This window comes from Castellaniella sp. UC4447_H14, from assembly GCF_052978285.1.
Genome location: NZ_CM129666.1, coordinates 2,162,681 through 2,179,932, shown reverse-complemented (window position 1 = coordinate 2,179,932; position 17,252 = coordinate 2,162,681). Strand labels below are relative to the sequence as shown.

The 17,252-nt window shown below is 65.1% G+C and carries 16 protein-coding genes; 3 read left to right on the top strand and 13 right to left on the bottom strand.

The window, feature by feature from the left end; genetic code table 11:
* Positions 1-31 precede the first annotated feature (31 nt).
* The gene (locus tag ACVCMJ_RS10515) at positions 32-667 is read left to right on the top strand and encodes a TetR/AcrR family transcriptional regulator (protein WP_447081362.1); all 636 of its coding nucleotides are present in this window, start codon (positions 32-34) and stop codon (positions 665-667) included.
* On the opposite strand, the gene ACVCMJ_RS10510 is transcribed toward ACVCMJ_RS10515, so the two are convergent.
* Positions 657-1,418 (bottom strand): alpha/beta fold hydrolase, encoded by a 762-nt coding sequence (locus ACVCMJ_RS10510; RefSeq protein WP_447081361.1) that lies wholly within the window; start codon positions 1,416-1,418, stop codon positions 657-659. The two genes, ACVCMJ_RS10515 and ACVCMJ_RS10510, sit on opposite strands and share 11 nt — an antisense overlap.
* Before the next feature lie 99 nt (positions 1,419-1,517).
* Here ACVCMJ_RS10510 and ACVCMJ_RS10505 point away from each other — a divergent pair, with 99 nt between their 5' ends.
* Positions 1,518-2,522: an asparaginase gene (locus ACVCMJ_RS10505; RefSeq protein ID WP_447081360.1), complete on the top strand. Its 1,005-nt coding sequence runs from the start codon at positions 1,518-1,520 to the stop codon at positions 2,520-2,522.
* A gap of 19 nt (positions 2,523-2,541) precedes the next feature.
* Here ACVCMJ_RS10505 and ACVCMJ_RS10500 read toward each other — a convergent pair whose 3' ends face one another.
* The 12 genes from ACVCMJ_RS10500 to ACVCMJ_RS10445 all read right to left on the bottom strand — a co-directional run bounded on the left by ACVCMJ_RS10500 (position 2,542) and on the right by ACVCMJ_RS10445 (position 16,772).
* On the bottom strand, positions 2,542-3,255 hold the full coding sequence (locus ACVCMJ_RS10500; protein ID WP_447081359.1) for an ABC transporter ATP-binding protein: 714 nt from the start codon (positions 3,253-3,255) through the stop codon (positions 2,542-2,544).
* Positions 3,245-4,006, bottom strand: a complete 762-nt coding sequence (locus tag ACVCMJ_RS10495) for an ABC transporter ATP-binding protein (RefSeq protein ID WP_447081358.1) — start codon at positions 4,004-4,006, stop codon at positions 3,245-3,247. Before ACVCMJ_RS10495 ends, ACVCMJ_RS10500 begins: the two co-directional genes overlap by 11 nt.
* Positions 4,007-4,018: 12 nt before the next feature.
* Positions 4,019-5,278 carry an ABC transporter substrate-binding protein gene (locus ACVCMJ_RS10490; protein WP_447081357.1) on the bottom strand — a complete coding sequence of 420 codons (1,260 nt, stop codon included), beginning with the start codon at positions 5,276-5,278 and terminating at the stop codon, positions 4,019-4,021.
* Between the two features lie 29 nt (positions 5,279-5,307).
* Positions 5,308-6,231 (bottom strand): branched-chain amino acid ABC transporter permease, encoded by a 924-nt coding sequence (locus ACVCMJ_RS10485; protein ID WP_447081356.1) that lies wholly within the window; start codon positions 6,229-6,231, stop codon positions 5,308-5,310.
* A gap of 1 nt (position 6,232) precedes the next feature.
* Entirely contained in the window at positions 6,233-7,087 is an 855-nt protein-coding gene (locus ACVCMJ_RS10480; protein WP_447081355.1) for a branched-chain amino acid ABC transporter permease, read from the bottom strand.
* A gap of 79 nt (positions 7,088-7,166) precedes the next feature.
* Positions 7,167-8,261 carry an LLM class flavin-dependent oxidoreductase gene (locus tag ACVCMJ_RS10475; RefSeq protein WP_447081354.1) on the bottom strand — a complete coding sequence of 365 codons (1,095 nt, stop codon included), beginning with the start codon at positions 8,259-8,261 and terminating at the stop codon, positions 7,167-7,169.
* Between the two features lie 155 nt (positions 8,262-8,416).
* Entirely contained in the window at positions 8,417-8,986 is a 570-nt protein-coding gene (locus ACVCMJ_RS10470) for a flavin reductase family protein (RefSeq protein ID WP_447081353.1), read from the bottom strand.
* A 185-nt stretch (positions 8,987-9,171) separates the two neighbouring features.
* Complete coding sequence (locus ACVCMJ_RS10465; protein ID WP_447081352.1) at positions 9,172-9,720, bottom strand: carboxymuconolactone decarboxylase family protein; 549 nt, start codon at positions 9,718-9,720, stop codon at positions 9,172-9,174.
* Positions 9,721-9,729: 9 nt separating this feature from the next.
* Positions 9,730-10,353, bottom strand: a complete 624-nt coding sequence (locus ACVCMJ_RS10460; RefSeq protein WP_447081351.1) for a thiol:disulfide interchange protein DsbA/DsbL — start codon at positions 10,351-10,353, stop codon at positions 9,730-9,732.
* 21 nt (positions 10,354-10,374) lie between these two features.
* Positions 10,375-11,130 (bottom strand): SPOR domain-containing protein, encoded by a 756-nt coding sequence (locus ACVCMJ_RS10455; protein ID WP_447081350.1) that lies wholly within the window; start codon positions 11,128-11,130, stop codon positions 10,375-10,377.
* A 3-nt stretch (positions 11,131-11,133) separates the two neighbouring features.
* Entirely contained in the window at positions 11,134-12,816 is a 1,683-nt protein-coding gene (argS, locus tag ACVCMJ_RS10450; protein ID WP_447081349.1) for an arginine--tRNA ligase, read from the bottom strand.
* Positions 12,817-12,941: 125 nt separating this feature from the next.
* The gene (locus ACVCMJ_RS10445; RefSeq protein ID WP_447081348.1) at positions 12,942-16,772 is read right to left on the bottom strand and encodes a phospholipase effector Tle1 domain-containing protein; all 3,831 of its coding nucleotides are present in this window, start codon (positions 16,770-16,772) and stop codon (positions 12,942-12,944) included.
* Positions 16,773-16,865: 93 nt separating this feature from the next.
* Between ACVCMJ_RS10445 and ACVCMJ_RS10440 the strand changes: the two genes are divergently transcribed.
* A complete protein-coding gene (locus ACVCMJ_RS10440) occupies positions 16,866-17,213 on the top strand; it encodes a DUF1840 domain-containing protein (RefSeq protein WP_447081347.1) in 348 nt (115 codons plus the stop codon).
* Positions 17,214-17,252 lie beyond the last annotated feature (39 nt).

Here is a 17,252-nt window from a genome sequence, read left to right as displayed (position 1 = left end):
CGCGCGGATGGATCCCGCGGAACGAAAACGCATGATCGTTCAGAAGGCTGTCGATTACTTCGCAGAGCATGGGTTTGGCGGCAGCACGCGGGAGCTCGCCCGGCAGATCGGGGTGACGCAGTCGCTTCTGTACCGCTATTTCCCGACCAAGCAGGCGCTGTTCGATGAGGTTTACAACCAGGTCTATCTGGCGCGCTGGAACCCGCAGTGGGAAGAGATGCTGCGGGATCGCAGCAAGCCCTTCGAGCGCCGCCTGAAGGCCTATTACCTGGAGTATGCGCAGAACCTCATCCAGAATGACTGGGTCAGGATCCTGATCCTGGCTGGCCTGCATCAGAAGGGCATCAACAACAAGCTTTTCGAGCTGCTTCAGAAGGGGATCTTCAAGACCGTGGTACTGGAGGCGCGTCATGAGTATGGTTTCGTCGCCAAGCCCCGCGATGACCTTGCGCTGGAAATCGAACTGGTCTGGGCGCTTCACGCCAGCATCTTCTATATCGGCATGCGGCGCTGGGTCTACCATACGGCGACGCCCCAGAATTTCAATGCGGTCATCGAGGCCCTGGTCGAAGGCTTCATGGAAAGCGTGGCGCATCTCTATCACAAGCGAATGCGCAACCGTGAGACCAAGGCGGCGCGGGGCTCTACAGGGCCCCTCAGTTCCTGAAATGCCGGGCAGTCTGCTCGGCAAAGCCGGCGGCCTGTTCTATGCACGAAATGTGCGCGCAGTGTTCGAATACATGGAGCTGCGCGCCGGGGATCCGATGGGCGATTTCCTGCATATGCTGGGCGGGTGCCGCCTGGTCCTGGTCCCCCGTCAGAAGCAGGACGGGGCAGCGGATGTCGGGCAGCTCGTCACCCAGGTTCAGGTCGCGAACCGCCGTCGCTGCCGACGTGAAGCCCTCGACGCTGGTTCCCAGAATCATCGTGCCGAGCCGGGCGACGACCGCCGGATGGTGTTGGCGGAACGGCTCCGTCAGCCATCGGGACAGTGTGCCTTCCACGATGGGCGCAATGCCGTTTGCCTCGACGTGTCGGATTCTCTGATCCCATTGCCGCTTTCCGGTTTCTCCCGCTTCGTAGCGACAGTTCGCAGCCACCAGCCGCCGCACCCGCTCGGGGTAGCGGCTGGCCAGGTGGAGCCCCAGCGACCCGCCGAGAGACAGGCCGACGTAATCGAATTGCTCGATGTCATCTGCGTCCAGGCGGCGGATGAGCGCTTCGCCCAGTGCCTGGACCGAATCGCGCGCCGGTAGCGAATCCGCATCGTCCGGCCCGTGGCCGGCGTAGCCGAGGCACACCACCTGGTACCGCGCACGCCACGATGAGATCAGGTCACGCCATATTTCGTGGGTGGCACACAGCGAGTTGGCGACAACCAGAACGGGAGCGGGTTCCCCGGAGAGCGATTCGTGCATGGTTTTCCAAGTGTTCAGTCGATCTATAAGTAAGCTAGACTATAGGCCGAAAGTCGTTCCAGTCAATGGCTCGCAGACACGGGCCACGAAGGGGTCCACATGAGTGAATTCAAGGTAGCCATTCTGGCGTTGGGCGGCACGATTGCCATGACGAAGGGCGAGGACGGCGGGGTGGTCCCGACGCTCAGCGGCGAGATGCTGGCGGCTGCGGTTCCTGGTCTGGGCGATCTGGCCCGGATCGATGCGCGGACTTTTCGCCAGCTTCCGAGCGCACACCTGAAATACGGCGATCTGGAGGCCTTGGCCCAGGAAATCATCAGCCTGGACCAGGCGGGCTATCGCGGGGTCGTCGTCACCCAGGGGACGGATACCATCGAGGAAACCGCCTTCGTGCTGGACCGGCTGGTGCATACGGAGATGCCGGTCGTCGTCACGGGCGCCATGCGCAACCCCACTGTTCCGGGGGCCGACGGGCCAGCGAACTTATTGGCATCCGTTCAGGTGGCCATCGGTCCAGAGGCGCGCGGCTGCGGCTGTCTCGTGGTGATGAACGACGAACTGCATGCTGCGCGCTTCGTGCGCAAGACCCATACGAGCCGGGTGGACGCCTTCAGCTCCCCGGCCAGCGGGCGGCTGGGTTGGGTGAGTGAAGGCCGGGTCTTCGTCGGATCCAGGCTGGACCGCCTTCCCACCATCCCGAACTCCGCGTCCGCCCAGGACCGTCGAGTGGCGCTCGTCACAGTGGCGCTGGGCGACGATGGCACGCTCATTCGTGCGCTGCCGCCGGGGCAGTTCCAGGGCCTGGTGGTGGAAGCGACCGGAGGGGGGCACGTGCCGGTCGAGGTCGCTGATGCGCTTGAATCGGTGGCACGGCAGATTCCCGTGATCCTGGCCTCGCGGACGGGAGCCGGTGAGACGCTGTCGCATACCTACGGTTTCCCGGGCAGCGAGATCGACCTGCAGCGCAGGGGGTTGATACGCGCCGGCTGGCTGGATGGCCTCAAGGCGAAAGCGCTGCTCACGCTGTTGCTCCGCCACGGCGTGACCGATATGCGGGACATCAGCGCGGCGTTCGAACCCTGGGGCGGCGGCCCGCGCCGCTGAGGGTGCTGCCGCAAGCGGCTCAGACCCCCAGGTAGCGATGCAGGGTTTCGGGGTCGCTTTCCAGATCGCGCGCAGTGGCCCGATGCACGATCTGGCCGGTTTCCAGGATGTAGACGTCGTCGGTCACGTTCAGGGCGCTGCGCAGGTTCTGCTCGACCAGCAGGATCGTGAGTCCGGTCTTTTTCAACTCCCTGACCGCGCGCTCCACCGTCTGGACCATGACAGGCGCCAGGCCTTCGGTGGGCTCGTCCATCAACAGCACGCTGGGATTGAGCATGAGGGCGCGCGCGATGGCCAGCATCTGCCGCTCGCCGCCCGAGAGTTGATTGCCGCGGTGCTTCTTGCGTTCGGCCAGCCTTGGAAAAAGCTGGTAGATCCGGGCGGTATCCCAGGCCGGCCGGCCGGCGTCCGGCGTCCGGGCCGGTACGATGCTCAGATGCTCCTGGACGGTCAGCGAAGCGAACAGGCGGCGTCCCTGGGGCACGTATCCGATGCCCATCAAGGCGACCTGGTCCGGCCTCAGACCGACGAGCTCCTGGCCGCGCCAAAGAATCGACCCCGAGTCGATCGTCGGGGGATTGACCTGCATGATGGACCGGATGAGCGTCGATTTGCCCATCCCGTTGCGGCCCAGCAGGCCCACCACTTCGCCTTCCGGTACGGCCAGGCTCACTCCGTGCAGGACCTGGGCGTTGCGGTAGCCGCTGACCAGTGACTTGATCTCAAGCGCCAATTCCCGCTCCTCCGAAATACACCTCCTGGACGCGATCATCCGCCCTGATCTGGTCCGGCGTGCCTTCCGCGAGCAGCGCCCCGTAGTACAGACAGCTGACCTGGTCGGCCAGCCCCAGTGCCAAGCCCATGTCATGTTCGATCAGCACGATGGTGAGGTTCTCCGCCAGTCGCCGGATGGTGTCCGCCATGGGTCCACGCTCCGCGGGGGACAGGCCGGCCGCCGGCTCGTCGAGCAAGAGCACCTTGGGGTCGTTGCCGATCGCGATGGACAGCTCCAGCAACCGCTGCTCCCCATAGGACATGTCGCCGGCGCGCATTTGCCGGCGGTCGCCCAGTCCGCAGCGACTGAGCGCGGCGTCCACGTGCTCGCTCATCTCCGCGTCGGGCTTGTCCCGCTTGAACAGGCTGAATCGCTGCCCACGGCGCCCCCGCACCGCCAGCATGACGTTCTGCTCGACCGACAAGTCTGCAAAGATGTTCGTGATCTGGTAGGTTCGCCCAAGGCCTTCATGCGCCCTGCGTGTCGCTGACCACGCCGATACATCCCTGCCGAAAAGCCTGATTTGCCCCTCCCCCAGCCCGAGCTCGCCGGAGATCAATGCAAACAGGGTGGTCTTTCCGGCTCCATTGGGACCGATGATGACATGGGTCGTACCGCGTTTCACAGTGATCGATACGTTGTCCACAGCCTTCAGTCCGCCGAAGCTCCGGCTGACCCCCGTCAGTTCCAGGGCGTGGTCTGTTTCCAAGAGTGTGGCCTCCTATGACTTCTTGATGCCCTGGAACGTCCGGCTGTACGGCGGTTGCTGCATGTATTTCTCCGGGTTGTACGTCCAGAACTGCGATACGTGGGGGTAAGTCTGAATCACCTCGTTGATCAGCTTTCCGTCCGCGCGTTTGCCGACCTTCCGGACATACACGTCGAAGATCGGGTTGCCGTACTTGTCCAGCGACAGCGTCTTGCCCAGCGGGCTCCCGGTCACCTTCTGGGAGATCAGGGTCTCGATGAGCTTCTCCCGGTTTTCGGCGTCGCCTTTGATGTGCTCCAGCGCGTCGGTCAGCCAGAGCGCCCCCGTGAATCCTTCGGCGGCGAAGATCCCGGGGATCAAGTGATAGGCCTGTTCGTAGCTGTGCACGAAGTCCTGGGTATTCTTGTTGTCCAGACCTTCGGCGTAGTGGGAACTGGATACGACGCCCTCGCATTCATCCGCCCTCAGATTGCGGATCACCGACTGGTCGGTCACATTCTGCGACGTCACCAGCGGGATCTGGCCCTTGAGGCCAAAGTCCGTCCACTGCTTGAGCAGCCTTGCAGCGTCCGCGCCGGTCTGCACCGTGAAGACGACGTCTGGCTTCATCGCCTGGATCCGGCCCAGGTACGGACTGAGGTCGGCCGTGCCCAGCGGATGCCAGAGCTGGCCAGCCACCGTGCCGCCGCCTTCGGTGAAGACCTGAACGAAGCCGCCCGTCTGCTGGTAGCCGAAGGAGTAGTCCTGAGCCAGCGTCGCAACCCGCTTGTACCCCTGTTTCAGGGACCAGTCCGCCAGTGGCCGGGTGAGCTGGCTGGCCGAAAACGCCCCCGTCCTCAGCACATTGTGGATTCGGCCCCTCTGGGTGAGCTCGTCATCGGCCACGGCAGGCATCAAGTAGGGCACCCCGGTCGTTTTGGCCAGTTCGGCAACGGCCAGGCCGGTGTTGGCCAGGATGTCGCCGATCAGCAGATGCACTTTCTGCTGCTGCACCAGGCGACGGGCCTTTTGCAAGGCGGTATCGGGATTCGAGCCGTCATCCTCGACGTAGATCTTGACGTCGCGGCCGGCGATCTTCAGGCCGTGCTGCTTCCAGAACAGGTTCCAGCCGTCCTGCATTTCCTTGCCCGGTGCGGCGGCCGTTCCCGTCAGGGGACTCAAAAATCCGATCCGGATCGGCCCTTCGGCCGCGAAGACCCGTGGTCCCAGGGCTGGCATGGCCAGTACCGCACCCAGCTGGGTGCTGCGAACGATGAATGTCCTGCGATTCATTTCTGTCTCCTCTAGAGGTTGTCCTGCTCCTATCTGCCGGTTCTTTGTTTCCTTGAGAAAAGCCCGATGAGTCCATTGGGCGCAAACAGCACTGCGAAGATGAACAGGAGCCCGAGGACGGTCGTCCAGCGCTCCGTGTAGAAGCTCACGATGTTTTCCAGGGCGATGATCACGATCGCGCCCACGAAGCCGCCCCACAGGGTTCCCACTCCCCCGAGGATCGCCATCAGCAGCCCCTTGACGGATTGGCCCAGGGAAACGGTGGTCGGGCTCACGAAGTTGTTGAGCCAGACATCCAGCACCCCCGCCACGCCCGCCGCGAATCCGGAGATCAGGAAGACCATCGTCAGGGCATAAGGGACGTGGTATCCCAGGGTGGCCATGCGCTGCGGGCTTTCGCGGATGGCTCTCAGCGCCAGCCCGAACTGCGAGCGCGCGACGAGGCGCAGCAGTGCGAAAACGACGGCGACGACAAACAGCACGAACCAGTAGAAGTGGTCGTAATCCTGAAGAAAGGCGGGGCGCGAGACGCCGCGCAGGCCGCTCTCGGAGCCTGTGACCGACACCCAGCGGTAGGCCACACCCCAGACGACCATGCCCAACGCCAGTGTCAGGAGCATGAAGTAGACGCCCGACGTTCGCACCGAGAGCAGCCCAAACAGCAGCGCGAGCAGACTGGCTCCCACGACGCCCAGGAGGGAGGCGGTCCATATGTCCATGCCTCCCGAGAGCTGGCACCATGCCACGACGTAGGCTCCCATTCCAAAGATCGCGCCATGCCCCAGGGTGACACGATCGACCATGCCCGCCAGCAGATCGATGGCCGCGGCAAACAACCCGAATATCAGCATCTCGGTGAGAAGCAGTTTGGGATAGGTATTGAGCACGAGCGGTGCGATCAGCAAAAAGGCGCCGATCATCGCAGTGAGCCAGGTCCTCCATTTCGTGAGCATCTCACCCTCTTCCAAAGAGGCCGTATGGCCGGAATGCCAGCAATAAGGCCATCGGCCCGAAGATGATGAAGTAGGCGAGTTCGGGGAACCAGACCTGCCCGAAGGTGGCCAGCAGGCCCACCAGAAGGCTTGCCACGGCTGCGCCTACGAGACTTCCCTGCCCGCCGATGATCACGATGGCGAGGCTGTACACGAGGATGTCGGCGTCGGCGCCGGGATACAGCGTCAGGAACGCGCCCCCCAGCACACCGCCGATGCCCGCCAGCGCCGACCCGAGCATGACCGTGAACACGAAGAGCCGGCTGATCTTGATGCCGATGGCCTCGGCCATTTCCTTGTCGTCCACGCCGGCGCGAATGAGCGCTCCCAGGCGGGTGCGGTTGTACAGTATCCACAGGAAGACGAAGATCGCGAATCCCGCGGCGATCATGAAGAGCCGGTATTTCGGATAGAACAAATCGCCGACGTGAGCGGCGCCCCGGAGGGCCGGCGGCACCGGGACGCTGAGCGCATCGCCGCCCCAGATGACCAGACACAGGTCATTGATGACGAAGGCCACGCCCAATGTGAGCAATACCTGGCGCAGCTCCTGGTTCCGGATGCGCTCCAGCAACACGCGATCCAGCAGCGACCCCAGTATTCCGATGGCCACAAGGGCGGTGAGCCCGCCGATGAAGAAGCTGCCCGTCCAGCGGGCCATCACCATCCCGACGTAGCCGCCCAGCAGGTACAGGCTGCCGTGCGCGAGGTTGACGACCCGCAGCAGGCCGAAGATCAGAGTAAACCCGCTCGATACCACAAACAGCAGGGCCGCCAGCGACAAGGCATTGCCGATCTGTATCAGATACGGCGTCATGGGCGGGCCCGACAGTTTTTATGGGCCATCAAATGTGTTGTCTCCATCTGTCCCCCTTTGACAGCGTGTCGGGTGATCCTCAGCGATTTCCGATGGCTTCGTTGAGCCTCGGCATCACCTGCTCCGCCATGAGCTGCATGGACCGCCTGCCGAGTTCCGGGTCCAGCCAGTCGTGTCCGGCGTAGAGCAGTTTTCCGAAATCACCGACCTGCTCCCGGAAGGCCAGCAGTTGATCGACGACCGAGTCGACCGACCCGGCGATCACCAGATCCCGGGTCACTGCCTCGGGCGTCACCACGCTGTCCGGCAGGCTCTGATCGGCCTTGAACAGATTGCCTCGTCCTCCTGCCGTCACCAATTTCCGGATCAACTGGGAGAAGTAGAAGTGGTAGGGACCGCCCGCTTCGTATGCGTAGCGTTTTGCGATCTTGTCATCGTCGGCCACGAAGATGCTCTTGGCCACGCGCCATTCAGACGGCAGGGCCTTCTTGCCGACGGCGTCGCGGCCCTCGACGTATTTGTCCCAGTGGGTCTTGACCCATTGAGGGAGCAGGAAATTCGCCGAGATCGGATGCCAGTCCCGCTTTGCCATCTCCGTGACGCCCTTGGAATAGGGGGCCACCACGGTTCCGACGATGGGCGGATGGGGCCGTTGGTAGGGCTTCATGATGAAGCCCTGACCGATTTCGGGGATCATCGTCCGCCCCACTGACACGTTCCAATATTTCCCATGGATGTCGTAAGGCGGCTCGGAATCCCAGATCTTCAGCACCGTGTCGATGCATTCCACGAACATGCTGTTTCGGTCCTGGTCCAGATTGCCGAAGACTTCGGCATCGGACATGAGGCCGCCGGGGCTGATGCCCATGATGAAGCGGCCCTCCAGGAGGTGGTCCAGCATGGCGACCTGCGCAGCCACCGCAACCGGGTGGCTGTTCGGCATGTTGAGGGTGCCTGTGCCCAGCCGGATCTGTCGGGTGTCGCTCAGGAGGCTGGCCAGGAACGTCATGGAAGACGTGACGGTTTCGGCCGCGTCTGTCAGATGTTCGCCGACGAATGCTTCCTTGAAGCCCAATCGGTCCGCGAGAATGATGGCCTCCCTGTCTTCCTTCAGCGTGTCCGTGACATTTCGCTTTGGCGAATGCAAGGGCATCAAGAAAATGCCGAGTTCCACTACGCTACCTCCGTCGTTGCGTTGTCGAGAATCAGTGGCCGCTTTTCTCGTGATCTTGAAACTCGTACCGGTGATTCCAGACGACGGCTCGAACTGGAGACGTGGATATCCGTCTGTATGATATGGAGTTTGCTGGATCGGGGCGAACCGGGTTTCTACTTAGATGCGAGCGCCTCTCTGTCCGGCCGGGGCAGGCACCCGCCGCGCGCGTAAATGAGCGGGCAGGCTGTGGGGCTGTAGCCAAATCGGATGACGTTGCCGAAAAAGACGATATGGTCGCCGCCATGGCACTGGGAGTCGTTCCGGCAGACGAACTGCGCCGCCGCGCCCTTCAGCAGGGGGATGCCCTCTTCGGTCAGGTCGTAGTCTACCCCGTCGAACTTGTCGGAAGCCGGCCGGGAGAATTGAGCTGACAGGCGCTCCTGGCCGCTCTCCAGGACGTTGATGGCAAAGTAGGCGGCTCGCTTGAAGACCGGATGGCTGGGCGCCGCGATCTTCTGGGACCAGAGGACAATCGGCGGATCGAGGGACACGGAACTGAACGAGTTCGCGGTGACGCCATAGAGCCGGCCTTGCTCGTCGCAGGTCGTGACGACGGTGACGCCGGTGGGGAAGCACCCCAGGGCGTTGCGCAGCTGCCGTTGCTGTGAAGGGCCCGGCCGGGCCCGCGCGTGGCCCGCCGCGACCGCGGACATGTCGACCCAGTCCGTTTGCACTGCATGCATCCATTGTCTCCACATGTCCGCAGGCGTCGCTTTCGGGCGCCTGTCACGTGATTTTTCGACTTCTTTCTATAGTGATCTGTTGATCATTATATGGATGAGTCCGTGGCCTTGCAATCGATGGCAGCGGAGCGTTGGATGCCGGTTCGTCGGGTTGCGCCCGTCTGGAGCGGGCCAGCGAGATGTATTCAGCCGTGTACTGGCGGGTCCTGCGGCGTGTCGCTGGTATGCACCTGCAGCGCCTCCAGGAAACGGGACACCATGTTGTAGGCGGCAATGGTTGCGGTCAGCTCGACCACCTGGTCTTCCGGGAACTGTGCATGGACGGCGTCAAAGACGGCATCCGGGACCTGGATGTCGCGCGTCATGGAGTCGGTGTAGGCGAGGACGGCTTGCTGGCGCCGGTCGAACAGCGTTCCGTCGGGTACCGGCTGCGCCAGGGATGCGATCTGCTCCGCCCCGATCCCGGCGCGCAGGGCGATCGGGATGTGCTGGTCGGCTTCGTAGGGTGCCCGATTCAGATGGGCAATCCGGATGATGATCATTTCCCGCACGGCCGCATCCAGCCGGGTATGGTGGCGTATCGCGCTGAGATATTCCAGCCAGCCGGCGGCGACCGGCGGGCTGTGCAGCAGCATCCGGTAAAGATGCAGCAGGCTGCCGCGCTCGGCGATGATTCGTGTGGCCAGATCCCGGGCCGGTCCCGCGCTCGGGTCGGCGTATTCAATGCGCGCCATGGGATGCGCTCATTTTTTCTCGGCCAGAATCTGCTTCACCAGCTTGTCGGTCTGGTCCACCGCGCCCTGGTAGCTGTTCATGTTGGCGGGCGACGTCAGGTAGCGGCCCCCGATGGCGAAGGTCGGCGTGCCGTCAATGTGGTAGGCCTTGGCCAGCTCATCGGCACGCTTGACCTTGGTCTGGACGCCGAAGGAGTTGAATGTATCCGTGAAGGCCTTGCGATCCAGCCCTTGCGAAACGGCCCAGTCGGTAATCTGCTTGGCTTCGAAGAGCTGCTTGTGCTCTTCGTGAATGGCCCTGAAGACGGCCGGGTGCAGATCCAGCCGGTTCATGGCTTCCAGCGTGTAGTAGAGCTTTTGCAGGTCCTGCATGCTCGCGTTGAAGGCGACCGGCACGTACCTGAACACCATGTCTTTGGGTGCCGTCTTGAGCCACTTTTCGACCAGGGGCTCGATCGCATTGCAGTGGGGGCAGGTGTACGCATAGAACTCCAGGACCTCGACCTTGCCGGGGTAATCGGTGGGCTGGACCGGGTCCACCTTGTCGAAGTCGGCGGCGTGTGCGGGCGCCATGGCCAGCGCGGCCAGGCCCAGGACCAGGCCGGAGGCAATGCGTGAAAACAAGGTGTTCATGGTGTGGCTCCTGAAGGACGATCAGGGACGGACGACAGTCGACGCGATCTTGTCGTCCCCCAGTCTGGTTCGTGCCCGGTTCATGTCGTCGATGCCCTTGAAGGGCCCGACGCGAACGCGGTTGATAGGGCTTCCGTTGGCTTCGCCTGGTTCGACGCGAACCGGCAGCCCCAGCAGGACGACGCGTGCCAGCATGGCCTCCGCTTCATCCTTGGAGCGGAACGCCCCCGTTTGCAGATAATAGGTCGTTTGGGTGCCCGGTGCTGGTCGGGCCGCCGACGGCGGCGGAGGCGGCGGAACCGGCAAGCTGGAAGGGTGGCTGGCGGAAGGGTGGCTGGCTGGCGCCGAGACGGCGGGCGCGACAGTGGCCGGCTTGGCCGACGCAACGGTGGCTGGCTTGCTGGCAGGGGCGGGTTTGGTGCCTGGGGGGTTGTTGATGCCCGCGATGATCTGCCCGATTGCATCCGACAGCGGATTGTCGGGGTTGGTCCCCGGTTCGGGCGCGGGCGCGGGCGGGTTGGTGCTGCTGCCGCCCAGTGTTTGGGACCGCGTCCCGGCAGGACCGTCTTTGCCGTAGAGCGAAATGTTGGGGTCCGGGGCGTTGGCGACATCCGGCAATAGCGTGGTGGGTGTGCTGCGGCTTGCCTTGTCCTTGAAGGGCATGGGGGCCTGGGTGACGAACAGGGCAACGGCGACGGCGGCCGCCACGCCCAGCACCATGCCCAGAACCAGGCCGAACCACGTGCCGCGTGAACGAGAGGCTTTCTTGCGGGCCATCGACTACATCCGGTCGGGGGCGCTGACCCCCAGCAATCCCAGTCCGTTGGCGATCACGCGGGCCGTGGACTGTGCCAGGCGCAATCGCGCGGCGGTCAAGGCCGGATCGTCGCCCCAGATGCGTTCGCTGTTGTACCAGGCATGGAAGTCGGCCGCGCAGTCGCGCAGCCAGAAAGCGAGCTGGTGGGGCGCGAGTTCCAGGGCAGCCTGGGTCAGCACGCCAGGGTATTCGGCCAGCCGCTGCATCAGTGCGATCTCCGTGGCCGCGGTCAGCGGTCCGGGGTCCGCGGTGGCGATGGTTTGCGGCGCGTCGTGCTGGCGCAGCAGTGAGTGGATGCGCGCGTGGGCGTACTGGATGTAGTACACCGGGTTTTCTTCGCTGTGCGACAGGGCCAGGTCGATATCGAAGACGAATTCCGAGTCGGCACGCCGCTGGGCCAGGAAGAAGCGCACGGCATCGCGTCCGACCCAGTCGATCAGATCGCGCAGGGTGACGTAGCTGCCGGCGCGCTTGGAGATCTTGACCTCTGTGCCGTCGCGCATGACGCGAACCATCTTGTGCAGCACATAGGCCGGGTAATCGACGGGGATGCCGACCTTCAGGCCCTGCAGGCCCGCGCGCACTCTGGCGATGGTGCCATGGTGATCGGTGCCCTGGATGTTGATGGCCGTGTGGAAGCCGCGTTCCCACTTGGCGACGTGGTAGGCCACGTCGGGGACGAAGTAGGTGTAGCCGCCCTCGGACTTGCGCATCACCCGGTCCTTGTCGTCGCCTGTGCCCAGTTCGGTCGTGCGCAGCCACAGCGCGCCGTCACGTTCGTAGGTATGGCCGGCCGCGATCAGCGCCTGCACGGTGCGCTCCACCCGCCCGCTCGTGTAGAGCGAGCTTTCCAGGTAGTAATTGTCGAAGCGCAGGTCGAAGGCCTGGAGGTCCAGATCCTGTTCGCGGCGCAGGTAAGCCACGGCGAAACGCCGAATGGCGTCCAGGTCCTCGATGTCGCCGGCTGCCTGGACGGGCTCGCCGTCGCTGGCCTGCACCGTGGCGCACGCCCGGTAATCATTGGCGATATCGACGATATAGTCGCCCTTGTAGCCGTCCGCGGGGAACTGTGGATCGTCGGGTGCGATGCCGCGTGCGCGCGCTTGCACGCTTACGGCCAGATTGCGGATCTGGTTGCCGGCGTCGTTGTAGTAGAACTCGCGCGTGACCTGGGCGCCCTGGGTGGTGAAGAGGCGGCAGATCGAGTCCCCCAGTGCGGCCTGTCGGGCGTGCCCGACATGCAGCGGGCCGGTGGGGTTGGCCGAGACGAATTCGACCAGGATGCGGCGGTCCTGGGGTGGCCGCCAGCCGTAGTGTTCGCCTTGCGCGCGAATGGCTTCGAGCACCGCCTGATGGGCGCCGGCCGCCAGCCGGAAGTTGATGAATCCTGGACCCGCGACTTCAGCGCTCGCGATCAATTGGTCCGCGCCCGGAAGCGCCAGCAGCGCATCCACGATGGCCTGGGCCAGTTCGCGCGGGTTGCGTCGCGCCGCGCGCGCCGCCTGCAGCGCAACGTTGCAAGCCACGTCGCCATGGGCGGCAACTTTGGGCCGCTCCAGCGTGATGTCGATATCCTGGTCGGGGACCAGGGAACGGACGGCGGAACGCAGGAAGGAAATGAGCTGGACGTGTTGCTCGGGTAGCATGAATTCGTAATGAGAGATGGCGCGTGTGCGGCCCGACGGCGGAGTCCGGAATCGGAGCGCCCCTATGGGCTCCCGAAATAATAGCCCGATTCAGGGGTGTCGCGCTCGCGTTCCGGAGCCTTCCGTCACGAGCCACCCAGTCCCGGCAGGCCGAGCTCGGTCTCCAGCCAGGCGCCATAGCCCTGCATGTCCACCGTTCCCACGACATTCCCGGGTGCGACCTGCCAGCGCTCCAGTCGCTGGATGAACACGTCGAGTGCCCGCCGCTGGTCTTCGCCCAGGCGGAGATCATGGCGTTGCAGGCCCATGGAGCGGGTGGTGGCGTCCTGCAACGCACGGTCGCTGTTTTCCAGGATGCGGTCCATCGGCAAGCGCTCGTCGTGCAGGATCGCCTGGGAGACGTGGCGGTCTGCCTCCGGGAGCGCCCCCAGGGGGACCGTCGCCGCCAAGGCTTGCCAGCGCATCCAATTGAGCGCCACGTCGGACAGGTCTCCCGATGGAACGGGCGGGGCACCCGGGCCCGGTGCCGTGCCGCCACCAATGTCCGAGTGGGCCCCGATGAACGGCGATTCCACCACGTTGCCCGGCGCGCCGCTCGTGGCGGAGACCAATGGAAACAGCGCCCGGAATTCATGCAGCGCCACCGCGTGGGCGACCCACTGCCAGGCGCCCGCGATCGTCAGGTCGTACCCGGCGTTGGCGGCGCCCAGCAGTCCGAACTGGGCGACAGTATCGAAGAGGCCCAGGAATCTCAGCTCCACACAGCGGCCGATCACCCCGCGCACGGAATCGTCATACGAGAACCAGCCGTTGCGCGTCTGCCGTGCGATGCGATTGGCAAAGTCACGGGCCAGCGCGGCACCGCGGGAGAAACCGAGGATGTCGATCGGGATGGGACGAGCGGCGTCCTGGGCTCCCCGCAGTGCTGCCAGCAGCGATTCCCATTGGGTGCGGAGGATCTGACCGCTGCTCGCGGCGGTGAGCGCATCCCAATCCAGGCGCGCGCCGTTGCCGGGACCCGGGTGGTAGAGGCTGGGGCCATCCTGGTAGATTTGTGCAAGCTTCCAGACGTTGCTTTGGTGGCCGCGGTTCAGTCTTGTCCCATCGAAGGCCAGAAGGATCAACCCGAGGGGATCGGTGTAGCGCATGGGTTGCTGCGCGGCGTATCCGAGGGCCTGTTGGCCCGGCACCGGCCCCAGCGGGTCGGGTTCCAGATACTGGCCGTGCGCGGGCAGGTAGGTCCGGAAGATGTTGTCGTGCCAGCCTGTGGCAGGGTCTTCGTCCTGGCCCGGTGCGCGCAGCGGCAGATCCAGATTCCCCCGGGTGTGGGCGCGTCCCAGTGAATCGTACGTCGCGGACCACCGCACCGTTCGCGCTTCGTCGGTCACCAGCACTGGAGCGCCCAATGAGTCGGCGTGAATATAGTACAGGTGTGTGTGCCCGTCCCGGTCCGACTGAAGCAGGCCAACGGGGACGTCATGGGCGTAAAGGTAGCGCTGCGTGACGCCGAACGTGGGTGTCGGCGCCTGTCGTGGCCCGATGACCGGTGTCGCCCCGGGGGCGCGGGAAGCTGCCGCTTCGGGGCGCTGCCAGAGGGCGACCAGTCGGTTGTCCAGATAGTAGCGTTCGGTTTCCCGGGTGCCTTCGCGCCGGCGGATGGTGTGCCCGTGTGCGTTGTGGGTGTAGTCGATGGCGTCGCCCTGTGCGGGTTGGACCTTGGCCAGCCGGCGTTGCGCCTGATAGTGCAGCCGGTACGAGCCCATCGCCAGCGGCAGGCCGGAGGCGTCCCGCCGGATTCCGGAATGTGCCTGACCGCGTCGGGCTGCCAGTGCCCCGCTGCCTTCCCACGCGAACCAGTCCGCCGGTGGCGCCGCGGCCGCCGACGCGAGGGCGGGCTCGTCGGCTTCCTGCGAGGCCACCATCCTGTCTTCCGCATCATGGACATAGCGGCGGTGCATGACCCGCCATTGACCGGGCGGATGAACCGAAGACGATTGCATCAGCGCCACGATCCGGCCGGCCCCGTCGGATTGGCGCTGTTCCCCCCAGACGGGTTGCGAGCCGTCGGACACGATCAGGGTGTGGGTCCTGCCGTCGGGCGCGCCCCAGGGTTGCAGGTGCATCCCGTTGCCATAGCGGTAACCGGCCTGGCCCGGCTGTGTTCGGATAACGGAGTGGCTGACCCGGTCGCGGGTTTCCCAGGTCAGCGCCGCCAACCGCGATCCGGCTCCCCACTCATAGTGGAGCGTCCCGCCCTCGGGAAGATCATGCCGTATCAGCCGACCCGCCGGGTCGTAGGAAAACGCCTCGCGATAGTTCAAGGCGCCTGCGGGATGGGGCCTTCGCACCGATCGTTGGGACAGACGCCCCTGCTCGTTGTATTGGCGGGACTCCTGCTCTGCGGGATGCAAGAGCCGCCTCAGGTGCGGCCCATGCCATTGCAGGCGGACGGTTGCGGGTTCCCGTCCGGGGTCGCCGGTGTAATGCAGCAACGATGGGCGTCCGGCCGCGTTGCGCGCGATATCCAGCGCGTCCCCGTTCGCGTACCGTAGGCCCGCCAGGCGATCCCGGGCGTCGAATCGCGCCGTCGATCGGCCTGTCAGCGCGCTGCTCCAGGCCGATCGGCGGCCGGCGCGGTCGTATTCGAGCGTGAGCCCGGGCCAGCCGCCGACCGGCTCCCGCAGGCTGCGAATCCGCCCATCCGGGTGGCGGCGAATGTGCAGTGGTCCGATAGCGGTCAGGCGCCCGCGGGAGTCCCGCCGGACCGCCAGGTCTGTGATGGCGGGAGTCGGAGAGGATGGGCCCGGCGGGGATGGCGATGTGTCGATACGGGTCCGCGTCCCCTCGATCCGGCCGCTTCGGATACCGAGCACGATGTCGGTCTGCGCCGATGGGCCGCGGACGCGCGTGATGTGTGTCTGCGCCGTGGTTCCCGGCAGCCCGTATTCGAACGCCAGGGTGCTGTGAGGATGGTCGCCGTCCCCCGGGGTGGCCCGGATCACGCGGCCATTCGTATCGTAGGACCATGTCCTGGCCCGCCAGGTGCCTCCCCGCGCATCGGTCAACGTGATGCCGGTGACCGCATCCCGGTGTCCGGCCTGCCGTTCCGCCTCGTAGTGATAGGTGCGGGTCATGCCGTCCGGACGGGTGACGCGGACCAGTCGAGGGTACGGCGGCCGCCCGCCCACGTTTGCTGCGGCGGTGTGCGGATCATAGTCATAGCGGAAGGTGCCCGCCGGCGTCCGCAGCGCCATCAGCACGGTAACGCCGGCGACGGTGCCGTAATCCAGCGTGAGGGCCGCACCCCGCCCGTGGACGCGGTGGATCAGTCCGGCCAACGGTCCGGAGCCGTGACGCTCGATTCGGACCGCAGAGCGCTGCGGCGCGCGGATTGCGAGCAGAAGTCCGTCGCCGTTGAAGTCCATCCGGAGGCCGTCGTCCTGGACCCATGCCCGTGTTGCCTCCGCGGGCGCGCTGGCCGGTGCCGCGGGCAGGACCAAGACCCGGCCTGTCCCATGCCCGACAACCATTCCCCGGGCGTCGAACGACAGGATCTGCCCATCTGGTAGCGCCAAGCGCCAGCCGGTCCGGTGGGGTTCCAGTCGGATGTCGTACTCGTGCGTCCAGTGTGACGGGGAGGGGCGGCCTTGTCCGGCGTTCATCCGGTAGAAGCGGATGAACGCCGGGTGGTTGCCGTCCAGCGGCGCCGGCAGATCGATGTGCTTCAGGTGCTTGGCCCCGGTGATCAGGCTGACAGGGTTGCTGAGGCCGGTGTCCAGATCGGGTTCGCCGGCGGCGGAGGGGGCCAAAGCCGCCCCGCAGGGAGTGGGGTTGGCCGGGGCGCGGCAGATGCCGGGAGCCGACCGGGCAGCCTCCATGGCTGTCAGGGTCAGAAGAAGGACTGCGAGCAAGCCGCAGGCCCGCCGAAAGCCGCGTGGAATGGGGGTCCCGGACATGCGGACGCTCCTGTCAAAGCGGATAGTTTCCGGCTTGGCAGGGTCTGGAACTTGGGGTAGTGTATGAATGTGTCCAATGCAGGAAACCCCACCATGCTCATTTTGTTCCAGTCGAAATCTGCTGCGGAAGTCCTGATGTTTGCGCAGCACGCCAAGCCTCTCCTCCAGGCGGCCGGCAAGCAGTTCGATACCCCGGATCTGCCCGAGCGCGGGGTCATCACGCGGGCACAGCTTGACATGGCCATTGCCGGGATCGAGGCGCTGGCTGCGTCCGACATGATCCCGGACCCCGACGTGTCCGGCGACCACGACGACTCCACGGAACACCCCATTTCCCAGCATGTTGGCATGCGGCGACGCGCTTGGCCGCTGTTGACGATGCTGCGGCTCGCCCGCCAGAAGGGAGAGGATGTGACGTGGGAACCGGCCCCGGTCTGGTAGCGGTCCCGGCTGAAAGAAAAACCCCGGGAACCGTCGGGT

Coding starts and splice junctions, on each gene's coding strand:
- ACVCMJ_RS10515 (WP_447081362.1), top strand. CDS start 32: ATGATCGTTCAGAAGGCTGTCGATTACTTCGCAGAGCATGGGTTTGGC.
- ACVCMJ_RS10510 (WP_447081361.1), bottom strand. CDS start 1,418: ATGCACGAATCGCTCTCCGGGGAACCCGCTCCCGTTCTGGTTGTCGCC.
- ACVCMJ_RS10505 (WP_447081360.1), top strand. CDS start 1,518: ATGAGTGAATTCAAGGTAGCCATTCTGGCGTTGGGCGGCACGATTGCC.
- ACVCMJ_RS10490 (WP_447081357.1), bottom strand. CDS start 5,278: ATGAATCGCAGGACATTCATCGTTCGCAGCACCCAGCTGGGTGCGGTA.
- ACVCMJ_RS10485 (WP_447081356.1), bottom strand. CDS start 6,231: ATGCTCACGAAATGGAGGACCTGGCTCACTGCGATGATCGGCGCCTTT.
- ACVCMJ_RS10480 (WP_447081355.1), bottom strand. CDS start 7,087: ATGACGCCGTATCTGATACAGATCGGCAATGCCTTGTCGCTGGCGGCC.
- ACVCMJ_RS10470 (WP_447081353.1), bottom strand. CDS start 8,986: ATGCATGCAGTGCAAACGGACTGGGTCGACATGTCCGCGGTCGCGGCG.
- ACVCMJ_RS10465 (WP_447081352.1), bottom strand. CDS start 9,720: ATGGCGCGCATTGAATACGCCGACCCGAGCGCGGGACCGGCCCGGGAT.
- ACVCMJ_RS10460 (WP_447081351.1), bottom strand. CDS start 10,353: ATGAACACCTTGTTTTCACGCATTGCCTCCGGCCTGGTCCTGGGCCTG.
- ACVCMJ_RS10455 (WP_447081350.1), bottom strand. CDS start 11,130: ATGGCCCGCAAGAAAGCCTCTCGTTCACGCGGCACGTGGTTCGGCCTG.
- argS (WP_447081349.1), bottom strand. CDS start 12,816: ATGCTACCCGAGCAACACGTCCAGCTCATTTCCTTCCTGCGTTCCGCC.
- ACVCMJ_RS10445 (WP_447081348.1), bottom strand. CDS start 16,772: ATGTCCGGGACCCCCATTCCACGCGGCTTTCGGCGGGCCTGCGGCTTG.
- ACVCMJ_RS10440 (WP_447081347.1), top strand. CDS start 16,866: ATGCTCATTTTGTTCCAGTCGAAATCTGCTGCGGAAGTCCTGATGTTT.